General features: G+C 43.7%; 23 protein-coding genes. 15 read left to right on the top strand and 8 right to left on the bottom strand.

Annotated features, from left to right (window positions below):
* Positions 1–72 precede the first annotated feature (72 nt).
* Positions 73–765, bottom strand: a complete 693-nt coding sequence (pgl, locus tag PN836_RS01455) for a 6-phosphogluconolactonase (protein ID WP_395342690.1) — start codon at positions 763–765, stop codon at positions 73–75.
* Positions 766–864: 99 nt separating this feature from the next.
* Complete coding sequence (gene zwf, locus PN836_RS01450) at positions 865–2,358, bottom strand: glucose-6-phosphate dehydrogenase (protein WP_395342688.1); 1,494 nt, start codon at positions 2,356–2,358, stop codon at positions 865–867.
* A gap of 421 nt (positions 2,359–2,779) precedes the next feature.
* On the opposite strand from zwf, the gene PN836_RS01445 reads away from it, so the two are divergent.
* The 3 genes from PN836_RS01445 to PN836_RS01435 all read left to right on the top strand — a co-directional run bounded on the left by PN836_RS01445 (position 2,780) and on the right by PN836_RS01435 (position 6,412).
* On the top strand, positions 2,780–3,634 hold the full coding sequence (locus tag PN836_RS01445) for a MurR/RpiR family transcriptional regulator (protein WP_395342686.1): 855 nt from the start codon (positions 2,780–2,782) through the stop codon (positions 3,632–3,634).
* Positions 3,635–3,647: 13 nt separating this feature from the next.
* The gene (gene pyk, locus PN836_RS01440; protein ID WP_395342684.1) at positions 3,648–5,084 is read left to right on the top strand and encodes a pyruvate kinase; all 1,437 of its coding nucleotides are present in this window, start codon (positions 3,648–3,650) and stop codon (positions 5,082–5,084) included.
* Positions 5,085–5,236: 152 nt separating this feature from the next.
* Positions 5,237–6,412, top strand: a complete 1,176-nt coding sequence (locus PN836_RS01435) for a saccharopine dehydrogenase family protein (protein WP_395342683.1) — start codon at positions 5,237–5,239, stop codon at positions 6,410–6,412.
* 56 nt (positions 6,413–6,468) lie between these two features.
* On the opposite strand, the gene PN836_RS01430 is transcribed toward PN836_RS01435, so the two are convergent.
* The gene (locus PN836_RS01430) at positions 6,469–7,020 is read right to left on the bottom strand and encodes an NAD(P)H nitroreductase (protein WP_395342681.1); all 552 of its coding nucleotides are present in this window, start codon (positions 7,018–7,020) and stop codon (positions 6,469–6,471) included.
* A gap of 444 nt (positions 7,021–7,464) precedes the next feature.
* On the opposite strand from PN836_RS01430, the gene sppA reads away from it, so the two are divergent.
* The 3 genes from sppA to PN836_RS01415 all read left to right on the top strand — a co-directional run bounded on the left by sppA (position 7,465) and on the right by PN836_RS01415 (position 10,772).
* Entirely contained in the window at positions 7,465–9,330 is a 1,866-nt protein-coding gene (gene sppA, locus PN836_RS01425) for a signal peptide peptidase SppA (protein WP_395342679.1), read from the top strand.
* Positions 9,331–9,407: 77 nt separating this feature from the next.
* Complete coding sequence (locus tag PN836_RS01420; RefSeq protein ID WP_395342677.1) at positions 9,408–10,052, top strand: class I SAM-dependent methyltransferase; 645 nt, start codon at positions 9,408–9,410, stop codon at positions 10,050–10,052.
* A 222-nt stretch (positions 10,053–10,274) separates the two neighbouring features.
* Positions 10,275–10,772, top strand: a complete 498-nt coding sequence (locus tag PN836_RS01415) for a SprT family zinc-dependent metalloprotease (protein ID WP_395342674.1) — start codon at positions 10,275–10,277, stop codon at positions 10,770–10,772.
* Between the two features lie 3 nt (positions 10,773–10,775).
* On the opposite strand, the gene yfbV is transcribed toward PN836_RS01415, so the two are convergent.
* The gene (gene yfbV, locus PN836_RS01410; protein WP_395342672.1) at positions 10,776–11,222 is read right to left on the bottom strand and encodes a terminus macrodomain insulation protein YfbV; all 447 of its coding nucleotides are present in this window, start codon (positions 11,220–11,222) and stop codon (positions 10,776–10,778) included.
* Between the two features lie 442 nt (positions 11,223–11,664).
* Here yfbV and trxB point away from each other — a divergent pair, with 442 nt between their 5' ends.
* The 4 genes from trxB (at position 11,665) to infA (ending at position 14,482) form a co-directional block, all read left to right on the top strand.
* A complete protein-coding gene (trxB, locus tag PN836_RS01405; RefSeq protein WP_395342670.1) occupies positions 11,665–12,615 on the top strand; it encodes a thioredoxin-disulfide reductase in 951 nt (316 codons plus the stop codon).
* A 40-nt stretch (positions 12,616–12,655) separates the two neighbouring features.
* A complete protein-coding gene (aat, locus tag PN836_RS01400; RefSeq protein WP_395342667.1) occupies positions 12,656–13,393 on the top strand; it encodes a leucyl/phenylalanyl-tRNA--protein transferase in 738 nt (245 codons plus the stop codon).
* Complete coding sequence (locus tag PN836_RS01395; RefSeq protein ID WP_395342664.1) at positions 13,390–14,094, top strand: arginyltransferase; 705 nt, start codon at positions 13,390–13,392, stop codon at positions 14,092–14,094. The genes aat and PN836_RS01395 overlap by 4 nt, the downstream gene beginning before the upstream one ends.
* 169 nt (positions 14,095–14,263) lie before the next feature.
* Positions 14,264–14,482 carry a translation initiation factor IF-1 gene (gene infA, locus PN836_RS01390; protein ID WP_006003271.1) on the top strand — a complete coding sequence of 73 codons (219 nt, stop codon included), beginning with the start codon at positions 14,264–14,266 and terminating at the stop codon, positions 14,480–14,482.
* Positions 14,483–14,548: 66 nt separating this feature from the next.
* Here the strand turns inward: infA and clpA are convergent, their stop codons facing one another.
* On the bottom strand, positions 14,549–16,816 hold the full coding sequence (gene clpA, locus PN836_RS01385) for an ATP-dependent Clp protease ATP-binding subunit ClpA (RefSeq protein ID WP_395342660.1): 2,268 nt from the start codon (positions 16,814–16,816) through the stop codon (positions 14,549–14,551).
* Between the two features lie 10 nt (positions 16,817–16,826).
* Positions 16,827–17,150 carry an ATP-dependent Clp protease adapter ClpS gene (gene clpS, locus PN836_RS01380; RefSeq protein ID WP_395342657.1) on the bottom strand — a complete coding sequence of 108 codons (324 nt, stop codon included), beginning with the start codon at positions 17,148–17,150 and terminating at the stop codon, positions 16,827–16,829.
* 251 nt (positions 17,151–17,401) lie between these two features.
* On the opposite strand from clpS, the gene cspD reads away from it, so the two are divergent.
* Positions 17,402–17,623 carry a cold shock domain-containing protein CspD gene (gene cspD, locus PN836_RS01375; protein WP_395342654.1) on the top strand — a complete coding sequence of 74 codons (222 nt, stop codon included), beginning with the start codon at positions 17,402–17,404 and terminating at the stop codon, positions 17,621–17,623.
* A gap of 248 nt (positions 17,624–17,871) precedes the next feature.
* The gene (locus PN836_RS01370) at positions 17,872–18,552 is read left to right on the top strand and encodes a hypothetical protein (RefSeq protein WP_395342652.1); all 681 of its coding nucleotides are present in this window, start codon (positions 17,872–17,874) and stop codon (positions 18,550–18,552) included.
* Between the two features lie 145 nt (positions 18,553–18,697).
* Here the strand turns inward: PN836_RS01370 and PN836_RS01365 are convergent, their stop codons facing one another.
* Both PN836_RS01365 and icd read right to left on the bottom strand, forming a co-directional pair.
* A complete protein-coding gene (locus tag PN836_RS01365; RefSeq protein ID WP_395342651.1) occupies positions 18,698–19,372 on the bottom strand; it encodes a hypothetical protein in 675 nt (224 codons plus the stop codon).
* Positions 19,373–19,517: 145 nt separating this feature from the next.
* Positions 19,518–20,771: an NADP-dependent isocitrate dehydrogenase gene (gene icd / locus PN836_RS01360; protein ID WP_395342649.1), complete on the bottom strand. Its 1,254-nt coding sequence runs from the start codon at positions 20,769–20,771 to the stop codon at positions 19,518–19,520.
* Positions 20,772–20,987: 216 nt separating this feature from the next.
* On the opposite strand from icd, the gene PN836_RS01355 reads away from it, so the two are divergent.
* The 3 genes from PN836_RS01355 (at position 20,988) to hflD (ending at position 23,602) form a co-directional block, all read left to right on the top strand.
* Complete coding sequence (locus PN836_RS01355) at positions 20,988–21,560, top strand: pseudouridine synthase (protein WP_395342647.1); 573 nt, start codon at positions 20,988–20,990, stop codon at positions 21,558–21,560.
* 237 nt (positions 21,561–21,797) lie between these two features.
* Positions 21,798–22,979 carry a tRNA 2-thiouridine(34) synthase MnmA gene (gene mnmA / locus PN836_RS01350; protein WP_395342645.1) on the top strand — a complete coding sequence of 394 codons (1,182 nt, stop codon included), beginning with the start codon at positions 21,798–21,800 and terminating at the stop codon, positions 22,977–22,979.
* Positions 22,976–23,602, top strand: coding sequence for a high frequency lysogenization protein HflD (gene hflD, locus PN836_RS01345; RefSeq protein ID WP_395342644.1), 627 nt, complete (start codon positions 22,976–22,978; stop codon positions 23,600–23,602). The genes mnmA and hflD overlap by 4 nt, the downstream gene beginning before the upstream one ends.
* Positions 23,603–23,650: the final 48 nt, after the last annotated feature.

Here is a 23,650-nt window from a genome sequence, read left to right as displayed (position 1 = left end):
GTTGCACCTTCATTTCATTTTCGAGGAATATTAAACGTAACTCGCTTCCATATTTGAAAGCGACTTTAATTGTTATGGCGCCCAAACAAGCTTAAGCTCACAAGCATCGCACACTGCCTTAATTGGCTTTTCAAGTGCACTGTGATTGGCAAGCGCATCCTCAAACACCTTTTTCTTCTTCTCTCCCGTAATATGCAAAAACACATTGTTAGAAGCAATAATACTGGCAAGCGTAAGCGACATTCTTTGATGTGGCGCAGTCGTCGGCTCAGTGGCGATGACTAACTCTTTACGCTTTAAGTTAAAGCCTTCTTCAAGCTGCGCTGAGCACGGAAATAGAGAAGCAGTATGGCCGTCTTCGCCCATTCCGAGAATAATCACGTCAAAGGGTAAATTCAGTGCTGCTAGACGCGAAGATATCGCAGCTTCAGCATCCTCAGCATTTTCATCGGCAGTGGTTAACGATACAAAATTCGCGGCAGCGGCTTCGTTAATAAGTAGGTTTTCTCTAACCAAGCGCTCGTTGCTAGCCTCATGACTTGCGTCAACCCATCGCTCATCTGCTAGGGTCACGTTCACCTTTGACCAGGGTAAAGAAATTTTTGATAGCGCTTGAAAGAGAGGTTTAGGTGTTGAACCGCCACTGACGGCAATGTTGGCAAAACCTTTTGTGTTAATTGCTTGTTTAAGCAAGCTTGCGAGTTGCTGACTGAAGGCTGATAGCAAGCTATCGTTATCGTCAAATTGCTCTAGTTTGACTGTCATCCTACTTCCTTTTCAAAAATGAGGGTTGCCAACATCCACGGATGTCGCAAAAGAACCACGTTCACAATACTATCTAAGCTGAATCCTGTTTAAGCTTACCTAACTCTTTCTTTTCACTTTACTCTCGTACCAGCTGCGGCCTTCTTTTGCCAGCAAGCCAATAGAGGATACGGGGCCCCATGTTCCTGCCTGATACTGTTCAGGGCCCTCATTAGTATTTTTCCAGGCTTCAATAATAGAGTCGGCCCAAGTCCATGCTTGCTCAACTTCGTCACGACGGACAAATAGTGCTTGATTCCCTATCATGACTTCTAACAATAGCTTTTCATATGCGTCGGCAATACGTTGGTCAGAGAACTCTTCCGAAAAGCTCAAATCGAGCTTCGACTTTTGCAAGTCCATACTCCCTGTACTGGTTAATCCTGGCACCTTATTCATGACGGTAACTTCTACGCCTTCTTCAGGCTGCAGTCGAATGACAAGTTTGTTTGGCGGGAGTTGTGAGAAACTCTCTCCAAAAAGATTATGAGGCTGACGCTTAAAATAAATAACGATTTCAGATACTTTTGTGGGTAAGCGTTTACCGGTGCGCAAATAAAACGGCACGCCAGCCCAGCGCCAGTTATCTATTTCAACTTTTAAAGCAACAAAGGTTTCGGTGCGGCTTTTTTGATTCGCATCATCTTCTTCCAAATAACCAGGCACTTCATGTCCCGATACGAAACCTGATGAATACTGCCCTCTCACGGCATTATCTTTGATGTTGGATGCATTAATTGGACGCAGTGCCTTGAGTACCTTGAGCTTTTCATCACGAATACTGTCTGCATCTAAGGTCGTTGGAGGCTCCATGGCGACCAATGAAAGAATCTGTAATAAGTGATTTTGCACCATATCGCGCATTTGACCTGCGTCATCAAAGTAGCCCCAGCGTCCCTCAATACCGACAGATTCAGAGACACTTATTTGGACATGGTCAATGCAGTTGTGATCCCAGTTAGTGGCAAAAATAGAGTTAGCAAAACGCAAAGCAATAAGGTTCAGAACCGTTTCTTTGCCAAGATAATGGTCAATCCGATAGATTTGTTTTTCAGAAAAGTATTCAGCTACTTGGTCGTTGATGACTTTTGAGGATGCTAAATCGTGACCAATAGGCTTTTCAAGTACAACGCGAACGCTGTCGTCAATCACGCCCGCATTGTCCATACCTTTACAAATATAACCAAATAAGGAAGGTGCTGTGGCAAAGTAACAAACCATCGTGCGGCTTGCATCCACGTGCTCGCAAAGCCCTGCATAGTTTTCGATATCTGTGATATTCACCTTTACATAGGCCAAACGGGCAACAAAGGTTTCCCAAGTGTCGTTACATAATTCATCACCCGAAAAATTGATAATATTATCTTTCACAAGCTCTTTATATTCTTGCTCTGAAAAGTCTTGCCGAGCAACACCCACAATTTTTGTGCCTTCGTGTAACAAGCCAGCTTTTTCTAGCTGATAAAGAGACGGGAGTAACTTGCGACGGGCAAGATCGCCTTTGGTGCCAAATAGCACAAAGTCGATGGGTTCATTTTTATAGTCAGACACCATGTTTGGCCTCGAATGAGCGATGCAGATTTGCAGTTATTTACAATCGCTATAGTAAACAATAAATGTAGTAAAATTACAAACTAAATTCCCTCATTTTATTCACAATCCACCAACACTTTATGGTTTTTTAAAAATTTCATACGTATTCATATCATTCGGCTATTCATGCGGGATAAGGCGTCTTTCAAATACGGTGCTTTGATAGTGCCTCCATAAAATAGATAGATTTTGAATCTGTCAGAATTGTTAAAAGTATGTTAGCCTTGCTTCAGATACTGTATTTTGTCAAAAAGTTACAACAAATATGGCAATTTATAGTTTTATTAGTAATATTGTTACAGCTTATTGTGCATGCTAAGCCATCGCGCTGACGTTTAAGCAAGCAATTTAAAGATTACACACCGACGGGTAGTGCGAGTTAATGAATATTCTTGAAAAAATATCAAATGATATGATGGAGTTCAGTAAATCTGAGAAAAAGGTTGCTGAAGTTATCTTAGCTAACCCTCAGGTCGCCATTCATTCTAGCATTGCATCTTTGGCAAAAATGTCTAACGTGAGTGAACCAACGGTAAATCGCTTTTGTCGACGTCTAGATACGAAAGGTTATCCTGATTTCAAGCTCCATTTAGCGCAAAGCCTTGCCAACGGCACGCCATACGTTAATCGACACGTCGACGAATTTGACGGCCCTAGTGAATACACCAATAAAATTTTTGAATCCACCATGGCGTCTTTAGAAGTTGCGCGTCAATCTGTCGATGTGGCCATGGTCAATAGAGTTGTTGACTTACTCACGCAAGCTAGAAAAATTTCCTTTTTTGGCTTGGGTGCCTCAGCCTCGGTAGCACATGACGCTGTGAACAAGTTTTTCCGTTTTAATGTGCCTGTGGTGCATTTTGACGATATTCTGATGCAGCGAATGAGCTGTATGAATAGCACTGAAGGCGATGTCGTAATTTTTATTTCCCATACAGGGCGCACCAAATCACTTGTCGATGTTGCTAATATCGCTCGAGAAAATGACGCAACAGTAGTTGGCATCACTTCTGCCGGCAGCCCCCTATCGAAAGCCTGTAATTATGTCTTGTCGTTATCTGTTCCTGAAGATACCGACCTTTATATGCCAATGGCATCACGAGTAGCGCAACTTACCCTGATTGATGTGCTGGCAACTGGCTTTACTTTGAGGCGAGGCAACAAGTTTCGCGAAAATCTTAAACGCGTGAAAGACACCTTACGCGGATCCCGTTATAACCGAATAGAAAATACCTAAGGCAAAATAAAATATGTCACGTAGAACAAAAATCTTAGCCACCCTTGGTCCGGCTACCGACAGCATTGAAATGATTGAAGCAATCATCGCAGCAGGCGCCAATGTTGTGCGAATGAACTTTTCTCATGGTCAAGCCCAAGACCATATTGCACGGGCACAAAGGGTAAGAGACGCGGCAAAAAAATTGAATAAATATGTTGCTATATTAGGCGATCTTCAAGGCCCAAAGATTCGAGTATCGCGCTTTAAGAATGATTCCGTCATTCTCTCACACGACCAAGACTTCGTTTTAGACGCAGAGCTTGGCAAATTGGACGGCGACGAAACAGCCGTTGGCATCGATTATAAAGCGTTACCAGATGATGTAAGCGACGGCGATATCTTGTTATTAGATGATGGTCGTATACAGCTTCGTGTTGTTCGTGTAGAAGGCCGCAAAGTTCATACGAAAGTAACAGTGGCCGGTAAACTGTCGAACAATAAAGGCATAAACCGTTTGGGTGGAGGATTATCTGCCGAAGCCCTGACGGCTAAAGACAAGGAAGACATTAAAACCGCAGCTGCGATGAAGGTGGATTACTTAGCAGTGAGTTTCCCTCGTTCAGGTGCAGACCTTGACTATGCTCGCAAGCTTGCCGTTGAGGCAGGCTGCATGGCGAAAATTTGTGCCAAGGTCGAACGCGCAGAAACGGTTGCTAATGACGAAGCCATCGATGACATAATAAAAGCCTCGGACGCCGTAATGGTAGCTCGTGGTGACTTGGGCGTAGAAATAGGCGATGCCGAATTAGTCGGGGTTCAGAAAAAGCTTATCGCTCGCTCTCGGCAACTCAACCGCGTTGTAATAACTGCCACTCAAATGATGGAATCAATGATTGAAAGCCCTATGCCGACAAGAGCTGAAGTCATGGATGTTGCGAACGCTGTGCTTGACGGCACTGATGCGGTGATGCTTTCTGCTGAAACAGCTGCGGGATCATTTCCAATTGAAACGGTTAAAGCAATGGCAAGAGTGTGTGAGGGTGCAGAGACCCATCCAAGCGTTAAAATATCCAAACATAGACTTGACGAAGGCTTTGTGAACACCACAGAAACGATTGCTATGTCTGCTGTTTACGCGGCAAATCACCTGTCTTCGATTAAGGCGATTGTTGGATTAACCGAGAGTGGCACTACACCTAAACTCATGTCTCGTATCACAAGCTCACTACCCATATTTGCGCTTTCGCGCCATGCTGAAACACTCAATTCAATGGCACTCTATCGCGGCGTTACGCCCGTGTACTTTGACTCAACTACAAGTGCGCCAGGTGAAATGACCAAAGATCTAATGGAAACACTGAAAAATAATCATTGTTTAGAAGTGGGTGACCAATTTATTGTGACTTATGGCGATAAAATGGAAACGGTAGGTGCAACCAACGCCTGCAAAATCGTAACCGTTTCTTAGGCAAGGTATTCATATCGTCAACACGATATACATCGAATGATAAAAGGACGCACTTGCGTCCTTTTTTATGCCCCGTACGAAAAAATATGAGCATTTAGGCCTTTCCATGCGTAAGTCTTTACAGATTATTCACAAACTACTTTGGATGAAATATGAGTACTCAAATCTTTGATGTAATCGTGTATGGCGCCACTGGCTTTACTGGCAAGCTTGTCGCCGAATATTTGAATAAGCAATATCCCGAAGCATCAGACCTCACATGGGCCATGGCAGGACGCAATTTAGAGAAACTACAGGCCGTAAAGCATGAACTTAATATTGCTGAACACGTTGAACTTCTGGTAGCGGATAGCGCTGACGAAGAAGCCTTAAACAGTGTCGTAACCCAATGTAAGGTGATACTCACAACCGTCGGACCATATCAATTGTACGGTGAGACACTTTTAAAGACATGTGTTGAGAACGGTACAGGTTACGTCGACCTATGCGGCGAGCCTGCTTGGATGCATCAAATGATTGAACGCTATCAACAAAAAGCAATAAGCACGGGCGCTAAAATTGTGTTTTCATGCGGCTTTGATTCAATTCCTTTTGACTTGGGCATTTACTATTTACAACAGCACGTTAAAAAAGAGTCTGGTGAGGTCTTAGAATACATAAAAGGCCGCGTAAGAAAAATGCAAGGGACTTTCTCAGGTGGCACCGCAGCAAGCCTCAAGGCAACATTGAAAGCTGCATATGCGGATAAAAAAATAATGGAGGTTTTGCGCAGCCCATACTGTCTAGCGGATAGTAAGGTAAGTGTTGAGCAGCCAAATGGCGATAAGCCCTATTATGATGAAGCTTTGGGCTCGTGGGCTGCACCTTTCATTATGGCAGCTATTAATACTAAAAACGTGCATCGCAGCAATATGTTGAGTAATTACGCTTACGGACAGAACTTCAAATACGACGAAATGCTGTTGACGGGACCGGGTGAGAAAGGCGAAGCGATGGCAAATCATGTAGCAAATGATAAATCCCTCGGGTCAGATGATGGTCCAAAGCCAGGCGAAGGACCAAGTAAGGAAGAACGTGAAAATGGTTTCTACGACATTTTATTTATAGGCGAGCATAGTAATGGCAATATTTACGCAGCAAGCGTGAGTGGCGATAAAGACCCGGGTTACGGATCAACGTCAAAAATGATTGCGCAAAGCGCCATATGTTTAGCGAATGAAACAGATGAACTTACGGGCGGATTTTATACGCCTGCCGTGGCCTTTGGAGATAAAATCATTGCACGTTTAGAAGCCCACGCCGGCATAAAATTCAGCATCGAGTCGTAAATCAAGCTATGCACTCGCGTGTACTATTGCACGCTGTAATTTTTTGCATTGAAACCTTAGCGCCAGTAACTAACGTGCTTATCAAACGCTTTCTCGGGCCTGTTCATGGGCTTGAGAACGCTTGTTCCAAGATATAAAAACCCAACAATTTCATCATCGTCTTTGCAGTCAAAGGCGCGCTTTACCGTCTCGTCAGTCGCATAGCTACCGGTTCGCCACATACCTTGAAATCCTTGAGCAATTGCAGCCATTTGCATGGCTTGAATAGCACATGCGGTCGACGCAATCTGTTCGACTCTGGGTACCTTATCGTGCGCTTGATATTCACAAATCGCCACAACCACCATGGGTGCTCTAAACGGCAATTGAGAAGCACGTTCAACGGAACTTGCTTCTGCATTTCTGGCGATGGCGGCTTTTTCAAAAATGCGCCCCAGCTTGTCCAATCCCTCACCTGTGCAAACAATAAAGCGCCATGGTTTTAAGCATCTGTGATCCGGCGCTTGCACTGCGCACTTGAGAATATTTTCCAGAGCGCTACTTTCGGGCGCGGGCGCCTGAAGTCTTGGTTGAGAGCTTCTGTTTAACAGTAAATCTAGAGCTTGCATGGTTATACCTCAATTACAGCAACTTATGAGCAGTTTAAACGTAACTTTTTCAGAAGAGTTTACATTATTCACTCATCCAAAACCCTCATCACAATAAACGGATGATCTAAAGCATGAGCTTGTCACTAATCATAATTAACCTGAATCCTGTTTAAGGAATGGTGCAAGCGCTTGTTTTGCATGCTTAAATTAATTTGTACACTCAGTGCTGCTAGAATTGTGAAGTACAAGGCGCAAAAGTCACGTAATAGTTATTCTATTGCTGGCTTTTGCAACGCAGTAATTCGCAATTCTAGCGGTACTGAGCGCCGTTTCTTAAACAGGAATCAGGTTAACTATCCTGAATCGTTACAAACTATTACAATTTGTCCCAACATCATCAGCCTTGCTGACGTAAAATCTTAACTGGGAAATTACAAAACCATTTTTAAAGGTACTATCAATATGTCAGAAAACAGAAGCTGGACGAAAGCAATTTTCGTCGGAATTTGGAATACTCTAAACTTTAGCCGACGTCTTATCTTCAACGTTCTTTTTTTTGGAATTTTAATTGCACTTATTATAGCAGCCTCCAGCGGAGATTCGGACAAACTCACGGTGTCTAGCAATAGCGCATTAGTATTAAACTTGAAAGGCAACTTGGTCATTGAAAAAACCTATGTTGACCCTGCCGAAGAGTTTTTCCAAGAAGCGCTGGGAGAGCAACCTGAAAACCCTGAAATTTTGGTACGAGAGCTTGTTAAGTCAATTGAGAACGCTGCTCAAGACAGTCGAATAGAAGCTATCATTCTCTCCTTAGATGGTTTCAGTGGCGGTGGCCTTGATAAATTGGAACGCGTTTCACAAGCCTTAACGGTATTTAAAGAAGCGGGGAAACCCATTTATGCAATTGGCGACTATTACGATAGAAATCAATATTATTTAGCCTCGCATGCCGACAATATTTATCTTCATCCAATGGGCAGCATGCTCATAGAAGGTTATGCACGATATGGCACTTATTTTGCCGATGGCCTAGAGAAACTCAAAGCAACTACTCATGTATTTAAAGTGGGTAAGTTTAAATCAGCAGTAGAACCTTTTATTCGAAATGATATGTCAGAAGAGGCGAAAGTAGCCAACATTGCCTGGTTGAGTGAACTTTGGTTGCAATATAAAGAAGATATAGCGGGTGCTCGCCCCTTTGACGACGGAAACTTTGATGAAACCTTTGATAGTTTCCTATCCAAATTTGAAGCAGTTGATGGCGACTTTGCGCAGTATGCGCTTCAAAATGGCTGGGTAGATGGATTGAGAACGAGACATGAGTTTCGTTCTGAAATGACAGCACTGTTAGGCGAAGGAAAGGACGATAAGCCTTATAATTCTATTACCTTTGATAATTATTCCACTATTATCAACCCCCCTCTTCCGACGGTCACTTCAGATAACGATAAAGTTGCTGTGGTGGTTGCACGAGGAACTATCTTAGACGGGAATCATAAAGCAGGCACCATTGGCGGCGACAGCACTGCCAAGTTACTTCGTCAAGCGCGTGAGGATGATTCGGTCAAAGCCGTAGTCTTGCAAGTGGACTCAGGTGGTGGCAGTGCCTTTGCATCAGAAGTCATTCGAAATGAAGTGCAGCTACTAAAAGATGCGGGCAAGCCTGTTGTTGCGTCTATGGCATCTGTAGCGGCATCTGGCGGTTATTGGATTTCTGCAAGCGCCGATCATATTATTGCTGAGCCAAGCACTATTACCGGCTCAATAGGCATATTTGGCATGTTTGCTACCTTTGAAAACACATTTGATTATCTTGGTATCAATTCTGACGGCGTGGCCACGACCGAGCTTGATGGTATTGCCATAGATAGACCACTGGATCCAGGGTATGCCAGCTTGATTCAAATGAATATAGAGAGAGGCTACGACCGATTCATTTCCTTGGTGGCCGACGAGCGAGGCATGACGAAAGAGCAAGTAAATGAAGTGGCGCAAGGCAGAGTATGGATTGGTACCCAGGCGCTTGAGCTTGGTTTGGTAGATGAGCTTGGAGACGTTGAGCTTGCAATAAACAAGGCCGCTGAGCTTGCCCAGATGGAAGATTTTGAAACCACCTATATTACGCCTAAATTATCACCGCAGGAGCTGTTTTGGCAGAACTTCTTCCAAAACGCACAGCTAGCAGTATCTGGCATGAATATCTCTTTCCCAGAGCATCCAATTTTGAAAATGGCGCAAGAAGTTGAGGAAGATTTAGAAGTCTTTACAAAACTTAATGACCCCATGTCTAGCTACGTTATGTGCTTAGAATGTCAGGTATACTGACGCTTAATTAGAACTGAAAACGTCAAAAAGAACGCTTCGGCGTTCTTTTTTATAAACCGCGCAACTAAGGACTTGCCGTGAAACCAAGGGCAACAGGCGATAATTACGATAAAATTGCAACATGGTGGCAAACTCAGCACAAAGGCTCCAAATATGGGGTGAGCGCAATCAAAACGGCGCTAAATTTGTCTATCCCAAGAAAAAACACAATGACTTCCAGCACGCAACACGCTGATTTACAAAATGGAAGCATTGCGCTAGATGTAGGTTGTGGTTCGGGCGGGAGACTTATAAGCTTGGTTGAAAGCTATGGCTACAAAATAACTGGCGTTGATGTCTCAAAGAAGATGATTGAGCTTGCTCAACAAGAACATCCTAATCATACCTTTCTAAATGAAGACGTATGCACTTGGCAGTGCGAACAACACTTTGATTTTATTTTTGCCTGGGACAGTTTGTTTCATTTGCCTCTGTCTGAACAGCCTCTTGTGCTAAATAAGCTATGTTCAATGCTTAAGGGAAATGGCACGATTTGCTACACCTTTGGTGACGATGTTGGAGAGCATGAAGATGAATGGCGCGGCGAACGCTTTAGCTACAGCTCGATTGGAATAGGCGAAAACATTGCTCTGTTAATGAATAATGGGCTTACGATTATGCATTTAGAACTGGACCAATACCCAGAAAAGCACGTTTTTGTGGTAGCAAGCAAACGTACATAAAAATAGAAGAATTTAATTAACCTCAACTCGGGATAAGCGATAGTGCAAATGTTTGTTTTAACAATGTATTTAATAAATTGTCACCAAGTAGTGATAAAAACGTGAAGTGCAAGGCGCAAAAGAGACGTAATAGTTATTCTATTGCTCGCTTTTGCAACGCAGTAATTCGCGTTTTTAGCGCTGCTTGGCGCTGTCGCTTATCCCGAGTTGAGGTTAATTAACATGACGCAGCCATTACTGTCCTTGCAGGCAATCGCGCAAAAAAGCCTGCTGCTATGGATGTCAAAACTGAATACCACCGACTTGAGCCTAAAATCCGCTCCTGAGATTCTAATGAACCAACGCGGCAGGATAGCGGGTGCAGCGCTTTTGGGTAAAAACCAAATAAAACTAAACGCGAAGCTTTTTCAACAAAATACAGAGTATTTTAAAGAACAAGTCATTCCGCACGAACTAGCGCACTTGGCGGTATATGAACACTTTGGCAGAGTAAGGCCTCATGGAAAGCAATGGCGTTTTGTGATGCAAGACCTTTTCGGCCTAAAGGCCGATGTAAAACATCAGCTTGATCTGAACAAAGCTGGAATAAAACAATTTAGCTACAAATGCGCATGCGGTACCGTGGAATTAAGTACGGTTCGACATAATCGAGTTGTGCGAGGCAAACAACAATATCGCTGCAGGACATGCATGCAAACCCTCCGTTTCGTAGCGAACTGAATGCTAAAACAAATTTTTTGTAAACGCGCGATCCAGCTCTCTAAACGCTGTGCGCAAGAGCCTGGCGAGCGACATGAACGTAGGTTTGTTTGGCAGTGACTCAAGTGCACAGCCTTGTTGCTGCATTTTCTGGTAGATATCTCTGTACCAAGCAAGCATTGCAGGTGGCAAAGCTTGATTTGAGCGATTGCCCAGCCAAAACAAGCCCTGAAGTGGCAAAGAAAAAAAGAAAATGCCAATCGTAAGCGCTTGTGGAAGAAATTCCATGCCAAGATAATGAAGCTGTAGCGCCACTGTCATGATGGCCATCGGAGGCATCACCTGAGTGCCGAATTTGGTCGCAGAAATGATACGACATTCGGGAAATAAGCCATACAACTGCTTTTCCATTGGCCAGACGCGCATATACTGACGTCCGTCTTTTATGTATTTGGGAACTAAATGCAACATGTATCTTGCACTAACCTCTTTTGATAGCTACTCAAAGTTTAGCATAGATGCTAATCTTAGCGCGAAAATTACTCAGGTTTAATGTTTAGCCTGAATCCTGTTTAACAAACGGCGCTCAGTACCGCTAGAATTTCGAATTACTGCGTTGCAAAAGTCAGCAATTAGAATAACTATTACGTGACTTTTGCGCCTTGTACTTCACAATTCCAGTAGCACTAATTGTTGAGAATAGATCTAAGTATGTAAAACAGATGCTTGCACCATCCCTTAAACAGGATTCAGTTTATTTACAAAGATAAACGTGCTCAACAGGATTGAAATAAGCGAATGTGACCGTATATAGCCTCCATACTAGGGCCTGTTGATCTTTGCTGTATGATTTTGCAGCAAAGATCAACAAACCCTAAACCACCCATTTTAAAATATTTGTTCGGAGAAATTGATGTCAAACACCAGACATGTGCCACTACTCATTTTAGGCTCTGGCCCAGCTGGATACAGCGCAGCCGTGTATGCAGCGCGCGCAAACTTAAACCCGGTACTGTTAACGGGTATTCAGCAAGGTGGACAGTTGACTACTACCACGGAAGTCGAAAATTGGCCTGGCGACCCAGATGATTTAACCGGCCCTGACTTGATGGTGAGAATGCAAAAGCATGCTGAAAAGTTTGACACTGAAATTATTTTCGACCATATCAACGAAACTAATCTAAGAGAACGCCCCTTTACACTCAAGGGTGACAACGGTACATATACCTGCGATGCCTTGATTATAGCGACCGGCGCGTCAGCCAAGTATCTTGGTTTAGAAAGCGAAACGAATTTTATGGGTAAAGGTGTCAGTGCATGTGCAACCTGTGACGGATTCTTTTATCGTAACCAAAAAGTGGCAGTCGTAGGCGGCGGAAATACGGCCGTTGAAGAAGCGTTATATTTATCCAACATTGCATCTGAAGTGCATGTGGTACATCGACGTGACTCATTTCGAAGTGAAAAAATCCTTGCTGACCGCCTAATGGACAAAGCAGAAAATGGCAATGTTGTATTGCACCTTAACAAAACCTTGGAAGAGGTTGTTGGCACCGAAATGGGCGTGACTGGGATTAAAATCAAAGACACGCTAAACGGAGAAGTCACTGAACAAGACGCAATGGGCGTATTTATTGCAATTGGTCACAGTCCAAACACTGGAATTTTCGACGGTGAGCTAGAAATGAAGGATGGCTATATTGTTGTTAACAGTGGTCTTCATGGCAACGCCACTCAAACGAGTGTACCTGGGGTATTTGCTGCAGGTGATGTTAGCGATCACGTCTACAGACAGGCTATCACCTCCGCAGGTACAGGCTGCATGGCGGCGCTGGACGCTGAAAAATATTTGGATGCGCTATAACGCGCAAGTCTAAGCAGCAGCTTGCTTAACGGATGGACGCATGCTTGAGTTATTCAAACTAAACGATGAGCCTAGCTTTCCATCCGTTGATTTGGCACTGGAAGAACCTAACGGATTATTAGCGTTTGGCGGGGATCTATCCGTGAAACGACTGCAAGAAGCTTATAAAAATGGAATCTTCCCGTGGTTCAGTGTAGGCGAACCTCTTTTGTGGTGGTCACCCAACCCTCGCGGAATAATCTATACAGCAGACTTTAGACCCAGTAAAAGTCTATTAAAGAGCATTCGCAAATATTCCTATCACGCCACTATAAATCATGCCTTTAACGAGGTCATTGAACGCTGTGCAAAGGTACAAAGAACAAAAGAAGAAGCAGATAATTTGGCGCAGCTAAATGCCACTTGGATTGGAAATGACATGATTTCCGCGTATCAGGCATTGCACCAATCGGGTAGTGCTCAGTCGATAGAAATTTGGGACGCCAACAATAATTTGGTGGGCGGTTTATATGGCGTAACGGTGGGTGAGGTGTTTTGCGGTGAATCCATGTTTCATCTTCAAACTGACGCAAGCAAAGCGGCATTTTTAGCGCTAGTTAGCCATATGCGCTCACATAAACTACCATTTATCGATTGCCAAATGCAAAATCCCCACTTAGCCTCGTTAGGATGTATAGAAATTCCACGCAGCCAATTTAAAGACATGCTTGGCGCAGGCCGCAGCAAAGTGCTATCGCCTATGGTCTGGTCAAAACAAACGATAGGCTTCGATTTGTGACACAAGACGCGATGAAATTTGGCATTACCCAGCGCTTTTCATGTAATTATATTGATAATCATGAAGAGCAACTGTTGGTGTGCATGTCTGAGCCATCAGAACTTCCAAAGCGATACACGCAGCTTTTGCATGCTGGCTTTCGACGAAGTGGTGAGCAGCTTTACCGTCCGCACTGCCCTAATTGTAATCGATGCCAGTCAGTAAGGATAATCGCTAATGAATTCAAACCTTCCAAAAGTCAAAAGCGAATACTCAATAAAAATAAAGATTTAGATGTGCGGTTCAACAGCGACGAACGTGATGACTATTATCCCCTATATGAACGCTATATTGAATATTTTCATGCTGATGGCACTATGTTTCCACCTAGCTATCAGCAGTACAGTAATTTTATTCGCTGTCAGTGGCAGCAACCGAGTTTTCTAGAGGCTAGAGATAAAAGCGGCGAATTGAGGGCGATTGCCATAACCGATATTGTGGGCGATGGGCTATCGGCATTGTACACCTATTACTGCCCTGAGGATCGCAAGCGTTCTCTCGGTAAGTTCATGATAATGCAACAAATAAAGCATGCTATTGAAAAACGACTTCCCTTTGTTTACCTTGGGTATCAAATTGATGACTGTCAAAAAATGAATTACAAAACCGCCTTTTTACCCTATCAGCGCCTGATTGATAAAAAGTGGCAGGTGTTTAGATAAGCTGAACGCTGAATAGGCAGATGGTTTGAATCAATAAGGACATATTGATACAACTTGACAAGAAATTATATTGATATAGTCAGGAATAACTTTACTAATGCCTTCGATTTAGTTATCGTTCGCGCGCGAAATAACGAATCACACATACACATTGAGGTTACTGCTGTAAATGGCAAAAGAAGATTGCATTGAAATGGAAGGTACGGTTCAAGATACCCTCCCAAATACTATGTTTAGAGTTGAGCTTGAAAACGGGCATGTTGTCACTGCTCACATTTCAGGGAAAATGCGAAAAAACTATATTCGAATTCTGACGGGCGATAAAGTCACTGTAGAAATGACTCCCTATGACCTTAGCAAAGGCCGCATCATATATCGAGCGCGTTAGTTCTAGCACCCAGCATCAAAAAACCCGCTTATCAGCGGGTTTTTGCATTTTGAGCTGGCGGACCTCTTAAGCTTCGCTTTTTTGCGCTTCAACGCTAATGTATTTAAAGGTTAACTTGTCACCTCTAAGCCCCACTCTGACCTCTCCACCTTTTGCAAGCTGTCCAAATAGCAGTTCAGAAGCGAGTTCTCGCTTAAGTTGATCTTGGATAAGTCTTGCCATTGGGCGCGCGCCCATAGACTTGTCATATCCTTTCTCTGCCAACCATGAGCGTGCTTTTTCGCTTACTTCTAAGGACACACCTTTTGCGTCTAATTGCGCTTGTAGCTCAATAATAAACTTATCAACAACTTGCAAAATAACGCCTTGATCAAGATGGTTGAACCAAACAATGCTATCGAGGCGATTTCTGAACTCAGGTGTGAAGGTTTTGTTGATCTCGCTAAGCGCATCGTGACTGTGATCTTGCTGCTTAAAGCCAATGGATTTCTTCACTGTTTCTTGAACGCCTGCATTGGTGGTCATCACCAAAACAACATTTCGAAAATCTACCTTTCTTCCGTTGTTATCAGTCAAGGTACCATGATCCATTACCTGCAACAGAATGTTGTAAATATCGCTATGCGCTTTTTCAATTTCATCCAGCAATACGACCGAATACGGATGTTTAATAACGGCATCCGTCAATAATCCGCCCTGGTCAAAACCAACATAGCCAGGAGGTGCGCCAATTAAACGACTGACAGCGTGGCGCTCCATGTATTCCGACATATCAAAACGCACTAATTCAACACCCATGATTTTCGCAAGTTGCTGAGTCACCTCAGTTTTACCTACACCTGTAGGGCCTGCAAATAAGAAGTTGCCGATAGGCTTAGCTTCATTACCTAAACCCGAACGCGAAAGCTGAATAGCATCAGAGAGCTTCTCAATCGCTTCGTCTTGACCGAAGACCACCATTTTAAGGTTACGTCCAAGGTTTTTAAGTACGTCTTTATCGGAGGCCGAAACAGACTTCTCAGGAATGCGAGCAATTTTCGAAATAATTTGCTCAATGTCGCCCACATTAATCGTTTTCTTACGCTTGGATGCTGGCAATAAACGCTGGCTTGCGCCCGCCTCATCAATGACATCAATAGCTTTGTCAGGCAAATGACGTTCATTTATATATTTCGCTGACAATTCGGCAGCGGCTTGCAAGGCTTTGTTGGTAAAGCGCACGCTGTGATGTTCTTCGTAGCGAGATTTTAACCCCATCAGAATCTTGGTTGTGTCGCTCACGCTTGGCTCAAGCACATCGATTTTTTGGAATCGTCTTGCCAATGCACGGTCCTTTTCAAAGATGCCTTGGTATTCTTGATACGTTGTTGAACCAATGCATCGCAATTCACCGCTACTGAGCTTAGGCTTGAGCAAGTTCGATGCATCCATTACCCCGCCTGATGCTGCACCGGCGCCTATTATCGTGTGAATTTCGTCGATAAATAAAATGGCGTTGCTGTCTTTTGTCAGCTCTTTCAAAATACCTTTCAGACGTTTTTCGAAGTCACCGCGATACTTAGTACCCGCCAGTAAGCCGCCCAAATCTAAAGAATAAATTGTGCTTTCGGCAATGACATCAGGCACGTCTTCGTTGACGATTCGATAGGCTAGGCCTTCAGCGATAGCAGTTTTACCAACGCCCGCTTCGCCGACTAATAACGGGTTATTTTTACGTCGACGACATAAAATCTGTATAGAACGTTCCACTTCGCCCTCGCGGCCTATGAGCGGATCGATTTTGCCCTCTTTTGCGGCAAGATTTAAATTGCTTGCATATTTAGAGAGCATGGATTGATTTTCTTCACCCTCTGCGCCCTCTTCGTTAATTTCTTCACCTTGGGTATCATCATCTTCAGCTTTGCTAACGCCATGTGAGATAAAATTAACAACGTCTAAACGTGTTACGTCAGACTTTTTAAGGATATAAACAGCTTGGGATTCTTGCTCACTGAAAATCGCCACTAACACATTGGCGCCACTTACTTCGCCCTTACCCGAAGACTGCACGTGGAAAACTGCTCTTTGCAAAACACGCTGAAATCCAAGCGTTGGCTGGGTTTCGCGGTCCGCCGAATCATCTTCGCCTATTAAAGGCGTCGTTTCATTGACAAATTCGGTGAGTTCGCTTCGCAAAGAATCAACTTTCGCCCCACAGGCTTTTAGCGCCTCTTGAGCTGCAGGATTGTCAAGCAGCATTAATAATAAATGCTCAACTGTCATAAATTCGTGTCGATTTTGGCGCGCGTAAACAAAGGCCTCGTTTAAGGTTTGTTCTAAATCTTTATTTAACATGATTTCCCCTTTATTGCGCTGGTTCCATAGAACACTTCAACGGATGTTGGTGTTTACGGGAATATTGATTTACTTGCATAACTTTTGTTTCAGCAATCTCTGCAGTATATATGCCACAAACTGCCTTCCCGCGATAATGCACCGTCAACATAAGCTGATTCGCCTTTTCTGAATCCATCGCAAAAAACTTCATAAGCACTTCGATTACAAAGTCCATTGGCGTGTAATCGTCATTATTTAACATGACTTTATACATTTTCGGCGGCTGCGTTTTTTGTTTTTGCAGCTCAATTAACTTTTCGCCGTCAATACTCACAATATTGTCTTTACTCATTTGCTCTCATAATAACTATAATGTCGCATTTGCATAGCGCAAGCATTCTTTTATCACTAATCAGTCTAAAAGTGTGGGTATAAAACTTGACAAAATCTGTACAAAAACTCTACAGTTGTGCATATAGAGCTCTGCGAGTGTAAGTTCTATGGCAGTCACCACTGGTAAGATTGGTTTATGCATTACTTCGTAGTATACATAGTGGAGACGAGATCAAAAGTTTTCAAGGAATACAAATAGGAAGTTGTATCATGGCAGTGGGTAAAGTGAAGTGGTTTAACAATGCGAAGGGCTTCGGGTTTATTGTTCCGGAGGATGGTGGAGAGGATATTTTTGCTCATTATTCCACGATTCAGATGGATGGATATCGTTCTTTAAAAGCAGGTCAACAAGTCAAGTTTGACATTGAGCAAGGTCCGAAAGGTCTGCACGCTGAAAACATTGACTTAGCGGATGAAGAACCAAATAGATAGAAGCTAGTGTTGAATCAACTAGGTATTGTAAAAGCAGGCTTTATGCCTGCTTTTTTTGTGCCCAATTTACCAACGCCCTATTATCGTTGTTCTAGAACGACTCGAGCTTGTGAACTAAGGGTTTCATTTACTTGTAGAAAACCCATAAGTTTGTATACTTATTAAGCGTTGTCATATATTTAGCGTTACCCATGTGCGCATGGGCATGTGTGGCGCCGCTTGTTTTAACACCATCTTGGAGCGTGTATATGAAAGGAATAACAATGGGTACGGCATCGTTTAAACAACATTTATCTTATCTTGCGGCGGGAGCGCTATTGCTTGGCTCTGCGGCGGCGCATAGCACGATGAGCAAAAACACCAGTGAGCTGGGCGCGATACAATCGCATTCACAGAGCTCAATGGAGAACACTGCGCCATCAACCAATAGCGAAATTATTACTGTCACAGGTGAAAGGCCCTTGAGCTTTTTTCGCGACCAGTACGTCAAAGCGCAAGATGAGTTTTTCGAAAGTTTGAATAATTATACGGAAAATGACTCATTTAAAATTGATTGCGAGATGGACAAGCGCGCCTTTACGAATATTTATGAGCGCGAGTGCCAGCCTCGATACGTTGATGAGATTATCTACACGATGAATCAAAAATCTTTGGACTTCGGTTCAGACCGCAGGGGCCTGTTAGACAAAATTCAAAATTTGCCATCGAACAATAGCATTTACTTAGAGATTCAGGACACGCGGAAAAAACACCTCGCGCACGTTAAGAACATCGTAAAGTCGACGCCAGAAGTTCAGCAAAAATTGTTGCAGTTTAACCAAGCACGCTATTCGCTGGAGCAAAAACGCATTGAAACCTTCGGCGAAAAATTAGCATCTGATAAGTCAGTTGCAGTCGTTGAACAAACAAAAGAATTTATCAACGACTAGGCTCTAGCGTCCTTCGCTCTATTATTCACATTTAAAAAGGGTGTCTGCTTAAATCAGACCCCTTTTTTTAAATCTCGACTAAAGCGATTATGTTGAGCACGCTATGCTGAGAACACAATGCCGAGCACGACAGCGTTGCCTGCGATTATTTGCGAGCTAATAGTACGTTTTGCATCGATAAGCCACCGTTTAAGCTAATCTGGTAACTGTGAACTGGTGAGCCCTCGTGATTTTCAAACGACACATAACCTTCTATTTTTTGATTCGGCGCAAGTACAAAACGCTTCGGAAGCTGGTGGTCTTTAAAATGGGCATAGCTTTGCAAGAACGAACTATTATCAACTTGCGTTTGTTCGCTCAAATCAATGCGTGCTAACGAAGTGGGTGCGATTGAGACTTGCCCCTCAGGCGAGCTGGCACTCCGTTTGTAGACGGCTATCCCCTTTGTGCCGCGACTATCCGCTGAGTTTCGCAAACGAGTCAAATTCCGCAGGGTTTGTTCACGTTCTGATACCAGTTCATCTGGGTCAATAAACGAAACCGGTGTTCCATCAGCAAGTAAATTAATATAGCTAAGCGACATTGTTACTTCTTCTGTGCTGATATTGTGCAAAGACACAAAAATAGCCGAATGATCATACTTGCCTGCAATAAACCTATCGGTAGACACTTCTGCATCAATTGCAGAGGCTTGAGCAGTATTTGACGGTGGGACTGCAAACTTGGAGACAGCAAAATCTTCAGGTGATGAATAGCAACCCGAAATTGAGGCTGCAAGGGAGGCAATACAAAGAGTACTTGCGACGCCGAGCTTTTTCATATACTTATCCGTTTGTAACTTCAAAACACTCGCGTCTTTTACTTATCACAGGTCAAACCACTGTGCAAATAGAGACCTGAGATAAAGTAACAGACATAAAAAAGGCGCTCAAACAGCGCCTTTTAAGTGAAACTAATCTGTCGCACTACATGTTTTTAACAAGCGCCTTACCAAATTCAGAGCAACTAAGCAGCGTTGCATCATCCATCAATCGCTCAAAGTCATAGGTTACGGTCTTAGCCTTAATCGCGCCTTCCATGCCTTTTACAATTAGGTCAGCCGCTTCAAGCCATCCAAGATGTCGAAGCATCATTTCTGCAGATAAGATAACTGAACCTGGATTCACTTTGTCTTGACCTGCATATTTGGGTGCCGTACCGTGAGTTGCCTCGAAAATCGCAACACCGTCACCTAGGTTTGCACCTGGTGCGATGCCTATTCCGCCCACTTGAGCTGCAAGTGCATCGGATACGTAATCACCGTTGAGGTTCATTGTTGCAATCACGTCGTACTCAGCAGGACGAAGAAGGATTTGCTGCAAGAAAGCATCAGCAATCACGTCTTTGACAATAATTTCCTTACCCGTGTTTGGATTCTTGAATGCACACCATGGGCCACCATCAATTAACTCAGCACCAAACTCTTCACGCGCAACCTGATAACCCCAATCTTTAAATGCACCTTCGGTAAATTTCATGATGTTACCTTTGTGCACTAAAGTTAATGAATCACGGTCATTATCAATACAATATTGCAGCGCGTTTTTCACAAGACGCGTCGTACCTTCTTTCGACGTTGGCTTGATGCCAATTCCGCAATCATCTTCAAAGCGAATTTTGGTTGCGCCCATCTCTTCTTTCAAGAATTTGATGACTTTATTTGCCTCATCTGTACCGGCTTGGAACTCGATACCTGCGTAGATATCTTCTGAGTTCTCGCGGAAAATAACCATATCCGTCAGTTCTGGCTGTTTGAGCGGGCTTGGCGTGCCAGCGTAGTATCTTACTGGGCGCAAGCACACGTATAAATCAAGCTCTTGACGCAGCGCCACGTTTAACGAGCGTATACCACCGCCAACAGGCGTTGTTAATGGGCCTTTGATTGCCACTTTGTATTCTTTAACAAGATCAAGCGTTTCTTCAGGTAGCCATACTTCACTGCCGTATACTTGGGTAGATTTCTCGCCAGCGTACACTTCCATCCACTCAATTTTCTTCTCGCCGCCATATGCTTTTTCTACCGCAGCGTTGACTACGTCAATCATCACCGGAGAGACATCCACACCAATGCCATCACCTTCAATATAGGGAATTACGGGATTGTTGGGTACGACTAAAGCGCCATTGGCATCTAGTTGGATCTGCTCGCCGTGCTCAGGTTTAACCACCTTACTTGTCATGTATTTGCTCCTGTTTATCATGCTGCTGTGGGCGCAGAAAAACGCGCCGCCAATTTCGAAACTCCGAGATAATAGCGGACTTTTACAATTGATCAAAATTATCTCGTGACTATCTGGCAAGTATTTGTCGTTTATGCGCCCTATTTTGAAACAAATTGCGTATAATCTGCCTCATTCTTTAGTCGTACGCCATTATCAAAAATACGCTAATCAAATATGCAAAATTCATCATCCAAAACGACTAAGACCAAGCGAAAAATTGTCCTGTTTAACAAACCTTTTAAGGTCTTAAGCCAATTTTCCGACGAGTCTAACTCAAATAAACGTACGCTAAAGTCGTTTATCGATGTGCCTCAGGTATATGCCGCTGGGCGCTTAGACTATGACAGTGAGGGCTTATTAGTATTAACAAACGACGGTAAGCTCATTCATCAACTCGCTCATCCAGCAAACACAGTGAGCAAGACCTACTGGGTACAAGTGGAGGGTGAGCCTAATGACAAGGCCATAAAAGCCCTTTGTGAAGGCCTAAATTTAAAAGACGGCAAGACATCACCAGCCGTAGCAAAGCGCATGGAGGCGCCAATGGTTTGGCCAAGAACCCCTCCAATTCGAGTGAGAAAGAGCATACCCGACTCTTGGCTGAGTCTAACCATTAGCGAAGGCCGCAATCGACAAGTACGCAGAATGACCGCACATATTGGCCACCCTACTTTGCGCCTGATTCGTTATAGAGTAGCAAGCTGGACGATTGATGGAATTGACAACGGTGAGTATGTAACGCTGTAAGTCGTGACCCTTTTATAACTAACCTGAATCCCGTTTAAGAAACGGGATTCAGGTTAACTTATTCTGTGACTCAATTTTTTCTAAGCGCAGTTCTTTGCAGCGCTATTTTTTGCTACACTTCGCGACGCTAAAATTAGCAATTTTATAAGTTGAGCTTTGTACTAGCCCAAAACGGCAGCTTGCGCGTAAAAACGACACTTGGTACAAAGCCGTTCACTGAGGAAACTTTCACTATATATGTCGGCGTCATCAAACAATACACCGCTTAATACCGAAGTAAATCAAACAAAAGTCATCGTTGGCATGTCTGGCGGTGTAGACTCGTCTGTCTCAGCACTTCTACTACAACAACAAGGCTATCAGGTAGAAGGCTTGTTTATGAAAAACTGGGAAGAAGACGATGATGACGAATATTGCGCAGCGGCAGAAGATCTGGCCGATGCTCAGGCAGTTGCAGACAAACTGGGTATTAAGTTGCACAAAATTAATTTCGCCGCCGAATATTGGGACAATGTCTTCGAGTATTTTCTAGATGAATATAAAGCAGGCCGCACACCTAATCCTGACATCATGTGCAACAAAGAAATTAAATTTAAAGCCTTTCTAGAGTTTGCTGCCGAAGATTTGGGCGCAGATTTCATCGCAACAGGCCATTATTGTCAGCGCCGCTTAGTAGATAACAAATGGCAATTATTAAGAGGCTTAGATAACAATAAAGACCAGAGCTACTTTCTGTATACGCTAAGTCACGAACATATTGCCAAAACACTCTTTCCAATCGGTCATCTAGAAAAACCAAAAGTGCGCGCGATAGCAGAGCAGCATAATTTGGTCACGCACAACAAAAAAGACAGCACCGGTATATGTTTTATTGGTGAGCGAAAGTTCAAGGACTTCTTAGCCCAGTATTTGCCTGCGCAACCTGGGTTAATATATACGGTTGATGGTGAAGAAATCGGACGCCATGACGGCCTGATGTATCATACCCTTGGGCAACGAAAAGGATTGTACATAGGTGGCACGCGCGACCACGGTGATGAGCCCTGGTATGTCGTTGATAAAGATCTAGCAAGCAATGCCTTAATCGTGGCGCAAGGCTCAGACCATCCTCGACTATACTCAGATGGGCTGATTGCTAACCAGCTTCATTGGGTATCACGGCAAGATATGAATGCGCCCATTCGCGCCACCGTGAAAACTCGATATCGTCAGCACGACATCCCTTGCCTCTTGGAAATGGATAAAGACGGACAACTTAAAGTGAGTTTTGATTCGCCGCAAAAAGCGGTAACGCCCGGTCAATCGGCCGTTTTTTATGATAACGAGGTATGCTTAGGTGGCGGTATCATTGATGCTTATTTTGTGAACGCGCATCTTGGTGACAAACACGCTGCAAAGAGGTCGCAAAGCGCTCAATGAACGAGGTATTTTTAGAACAACAACTTGCCCTTGCTGGCGTATGTCAAAGTGCCAAGCTTGTGCAATCCATTGCTCGCAATGGGGAAGCTGACGAAACTGCGTGCGAGGCGAGTATTTCCAGTATTCTGGTAACCAATCCAGAGAACACTCAGCAGGTGTATGGCGCACTAAGCAACCTCAGCATTGGCTTTTCTACTGTAGTAGAACAATTAGACAGCAATGTTAAACAAAAAGACGCAGAACTTACGCGTTATATCGCATCAATCCTTGGCCTGGAGCGCAAACTGAGTCGAAACACTAAGGCATTAAATGAGCTTGCTGAACGAGTGTCACATGTTCAGCGTCAATCTGCTCATATTGGCTTTGAGAGTGCACAAATATACAGCTCTTTGGCAAGTATTTATTCGGATGTAGTGAGCCCACTAGCGCCAAAAATTCAAATTGCAGGCAACCCAAACCATCTGAGTCTAGAGAGTAACCAAAAAAAGGTGAGAAGCTTACTACTTGCGGGGATTCGTTCAGCGGTGCTGTGGCGTCAGCTTGGCGGTAAACGCCGCCATATACTATTTTCTCGAAGTAAAATAGTACACGCTGCGAAGCACGCAGTGCGAAATGCAGACTAAAACGTGCAGACTTAAAAAACAGACTGAATCAAAACACTCATATCTTTG

The sequence above is a fragment of the Ningiella algicola genome, from assembly GCF_028401415.2.
GTDB lineage: Bacteria > Pseudomonadota > Gammaproteobacteria > Enterobacterales > Alteromonadaceae > Glaciecola.
Note: the sequence above shows the minus strand (reverse complement) of the source record. Positions and strands in the feature narration are given on the sequence as shown.

Coding starts and splice junctions, on each gene's coding strand:
- PN836_RS01435 (WP_395342683.1), top strand. CDS start 5,237: ATGAGTACTCAAATCTTTGATGTAATCGTGTATGGCGCCACTGGCTTT.
- PN836_RS01365 (WP_395342651.1), bottom strand. CDS start 19,372: ATGAAAAAGCTCGGCGTCGCAAGTACTCTTTGTATTGCCTCCCTTGCA.
- pyk (WP_395342684.1), top strand. CDS start 3,648: ATGTCACGTAGAACAAAAATCTTAGCCACCCTTGGTCCGGCTACCGAC.
- hflD (WP_395342644.1), top strand. CDS start 22,976: ATGAACGAGGTATTTTTAGAACAACAACTTGCCCTTGCTGGCGTATGT.
- mnmA (WP_395342645.1), top strand. CDS start 21,798: ATGTCGGCGTCATCAAACAATACACCGCTTAATACCGAAGTAAATCAA.
- PN836_RS01415 (WP_395342674.1), top strand. CDS start 10,275: ATGACGCAGCCATTACTGTCCTTGCAGGCAATCGCGCAAAAAAGCCTG.
- PN836_RS01355 (WP_395342647.1), top strand. CDS start 20,988: ATGCAAAATTCATCATCCAAAACGACTAAGACCAAGCGAAAAATTGTC.
- aat (WP_395342667.1), top strand. CDS start 12,656: ATGCTTGAGTTATTCAAACTAAACGATGAGCCTAGCTTTCCATCCGTT.
- pgl (WP_395342690.1), bottom strand. CDS start 765: ATGACAGTCAAACTAGAGCAATTTGACGATAACGATAGCTTGCTATCA.
- clpA (WP_395342660.1), bottom strand. CDS start 16,816: ATGTTAAATAAAGATTTAGAACAAACCTTAAACGAGGCCTTTGTTTAC.
- yfbV (WP_395342672.1), bottom strand. CDS start 11,222: ATGTTGCATTTAGTTCCCAAATACATAAAAGACGGACGTCAGTATATG.
- zwf (WP_395342688.1), bottom strand. CDS start 2,358: ATGGTGTCTGACTATAAAAATGAACCCATCGACTTTGTGCTATTTGGC.
- sppA (WP_395342679.1), top strand. CDS start 7,465: ATGTCAGAAAACAGAAGCTGGACGAAAGCAATTTTCGTCGGAATTTGG.
- infA (WP_006003271.1), top strand. CDS start 14,264: ATGGCAAAAGAAGATTGCATTGAAATGGAAGGTACGGTTCAAGATACC.
- PN836_RS01430 (WP_395342681.1), bottom strand. CDS start 7,020: ATGCAAGCTCTAGATTTACTGTTAAACAGAAGCTCTCAACCAAGACTT.
- trxB (WP_395342670.1), top strand. CDS start 11,665: ATGTCAAACACCAGACATGTGCCACTACTCATTTTAGGCTCTGGCCCA.
- clpS (WP_395342657.1), bottom strand. CDS start 17,150: ATGAGTAAAGACAATATTGTGAGTATTGACGGCGAAAAGTTAATTGAG.
- PN836_RS01445 (WP_395342686.1), top strand. CDS start 2,780: ATGAATATTCTTGAAAAAATATCAAATGATATGATGGAGTTCAGTAAA.
- PN836_RS01370 (WP_395342652.1), top strand. CDS start 17,872: ATGAAAGGAATAACAATGGGTACGGCATCGTTTAAACAACATTTATCT.
- cspD (WP_395342654.1), top strand. CDS start 17,402: ATGGCAGTGGGTAAAGTGAAGTGGTTTAACAATGCGAAGGGCTTCGGG.
- icd (WP_395342649.1), bottom strand. CDS start 20,771: ATGACAAGTAAGGTGGTTAAACCTGAGCACGGCGAGCAGATCCAACTA.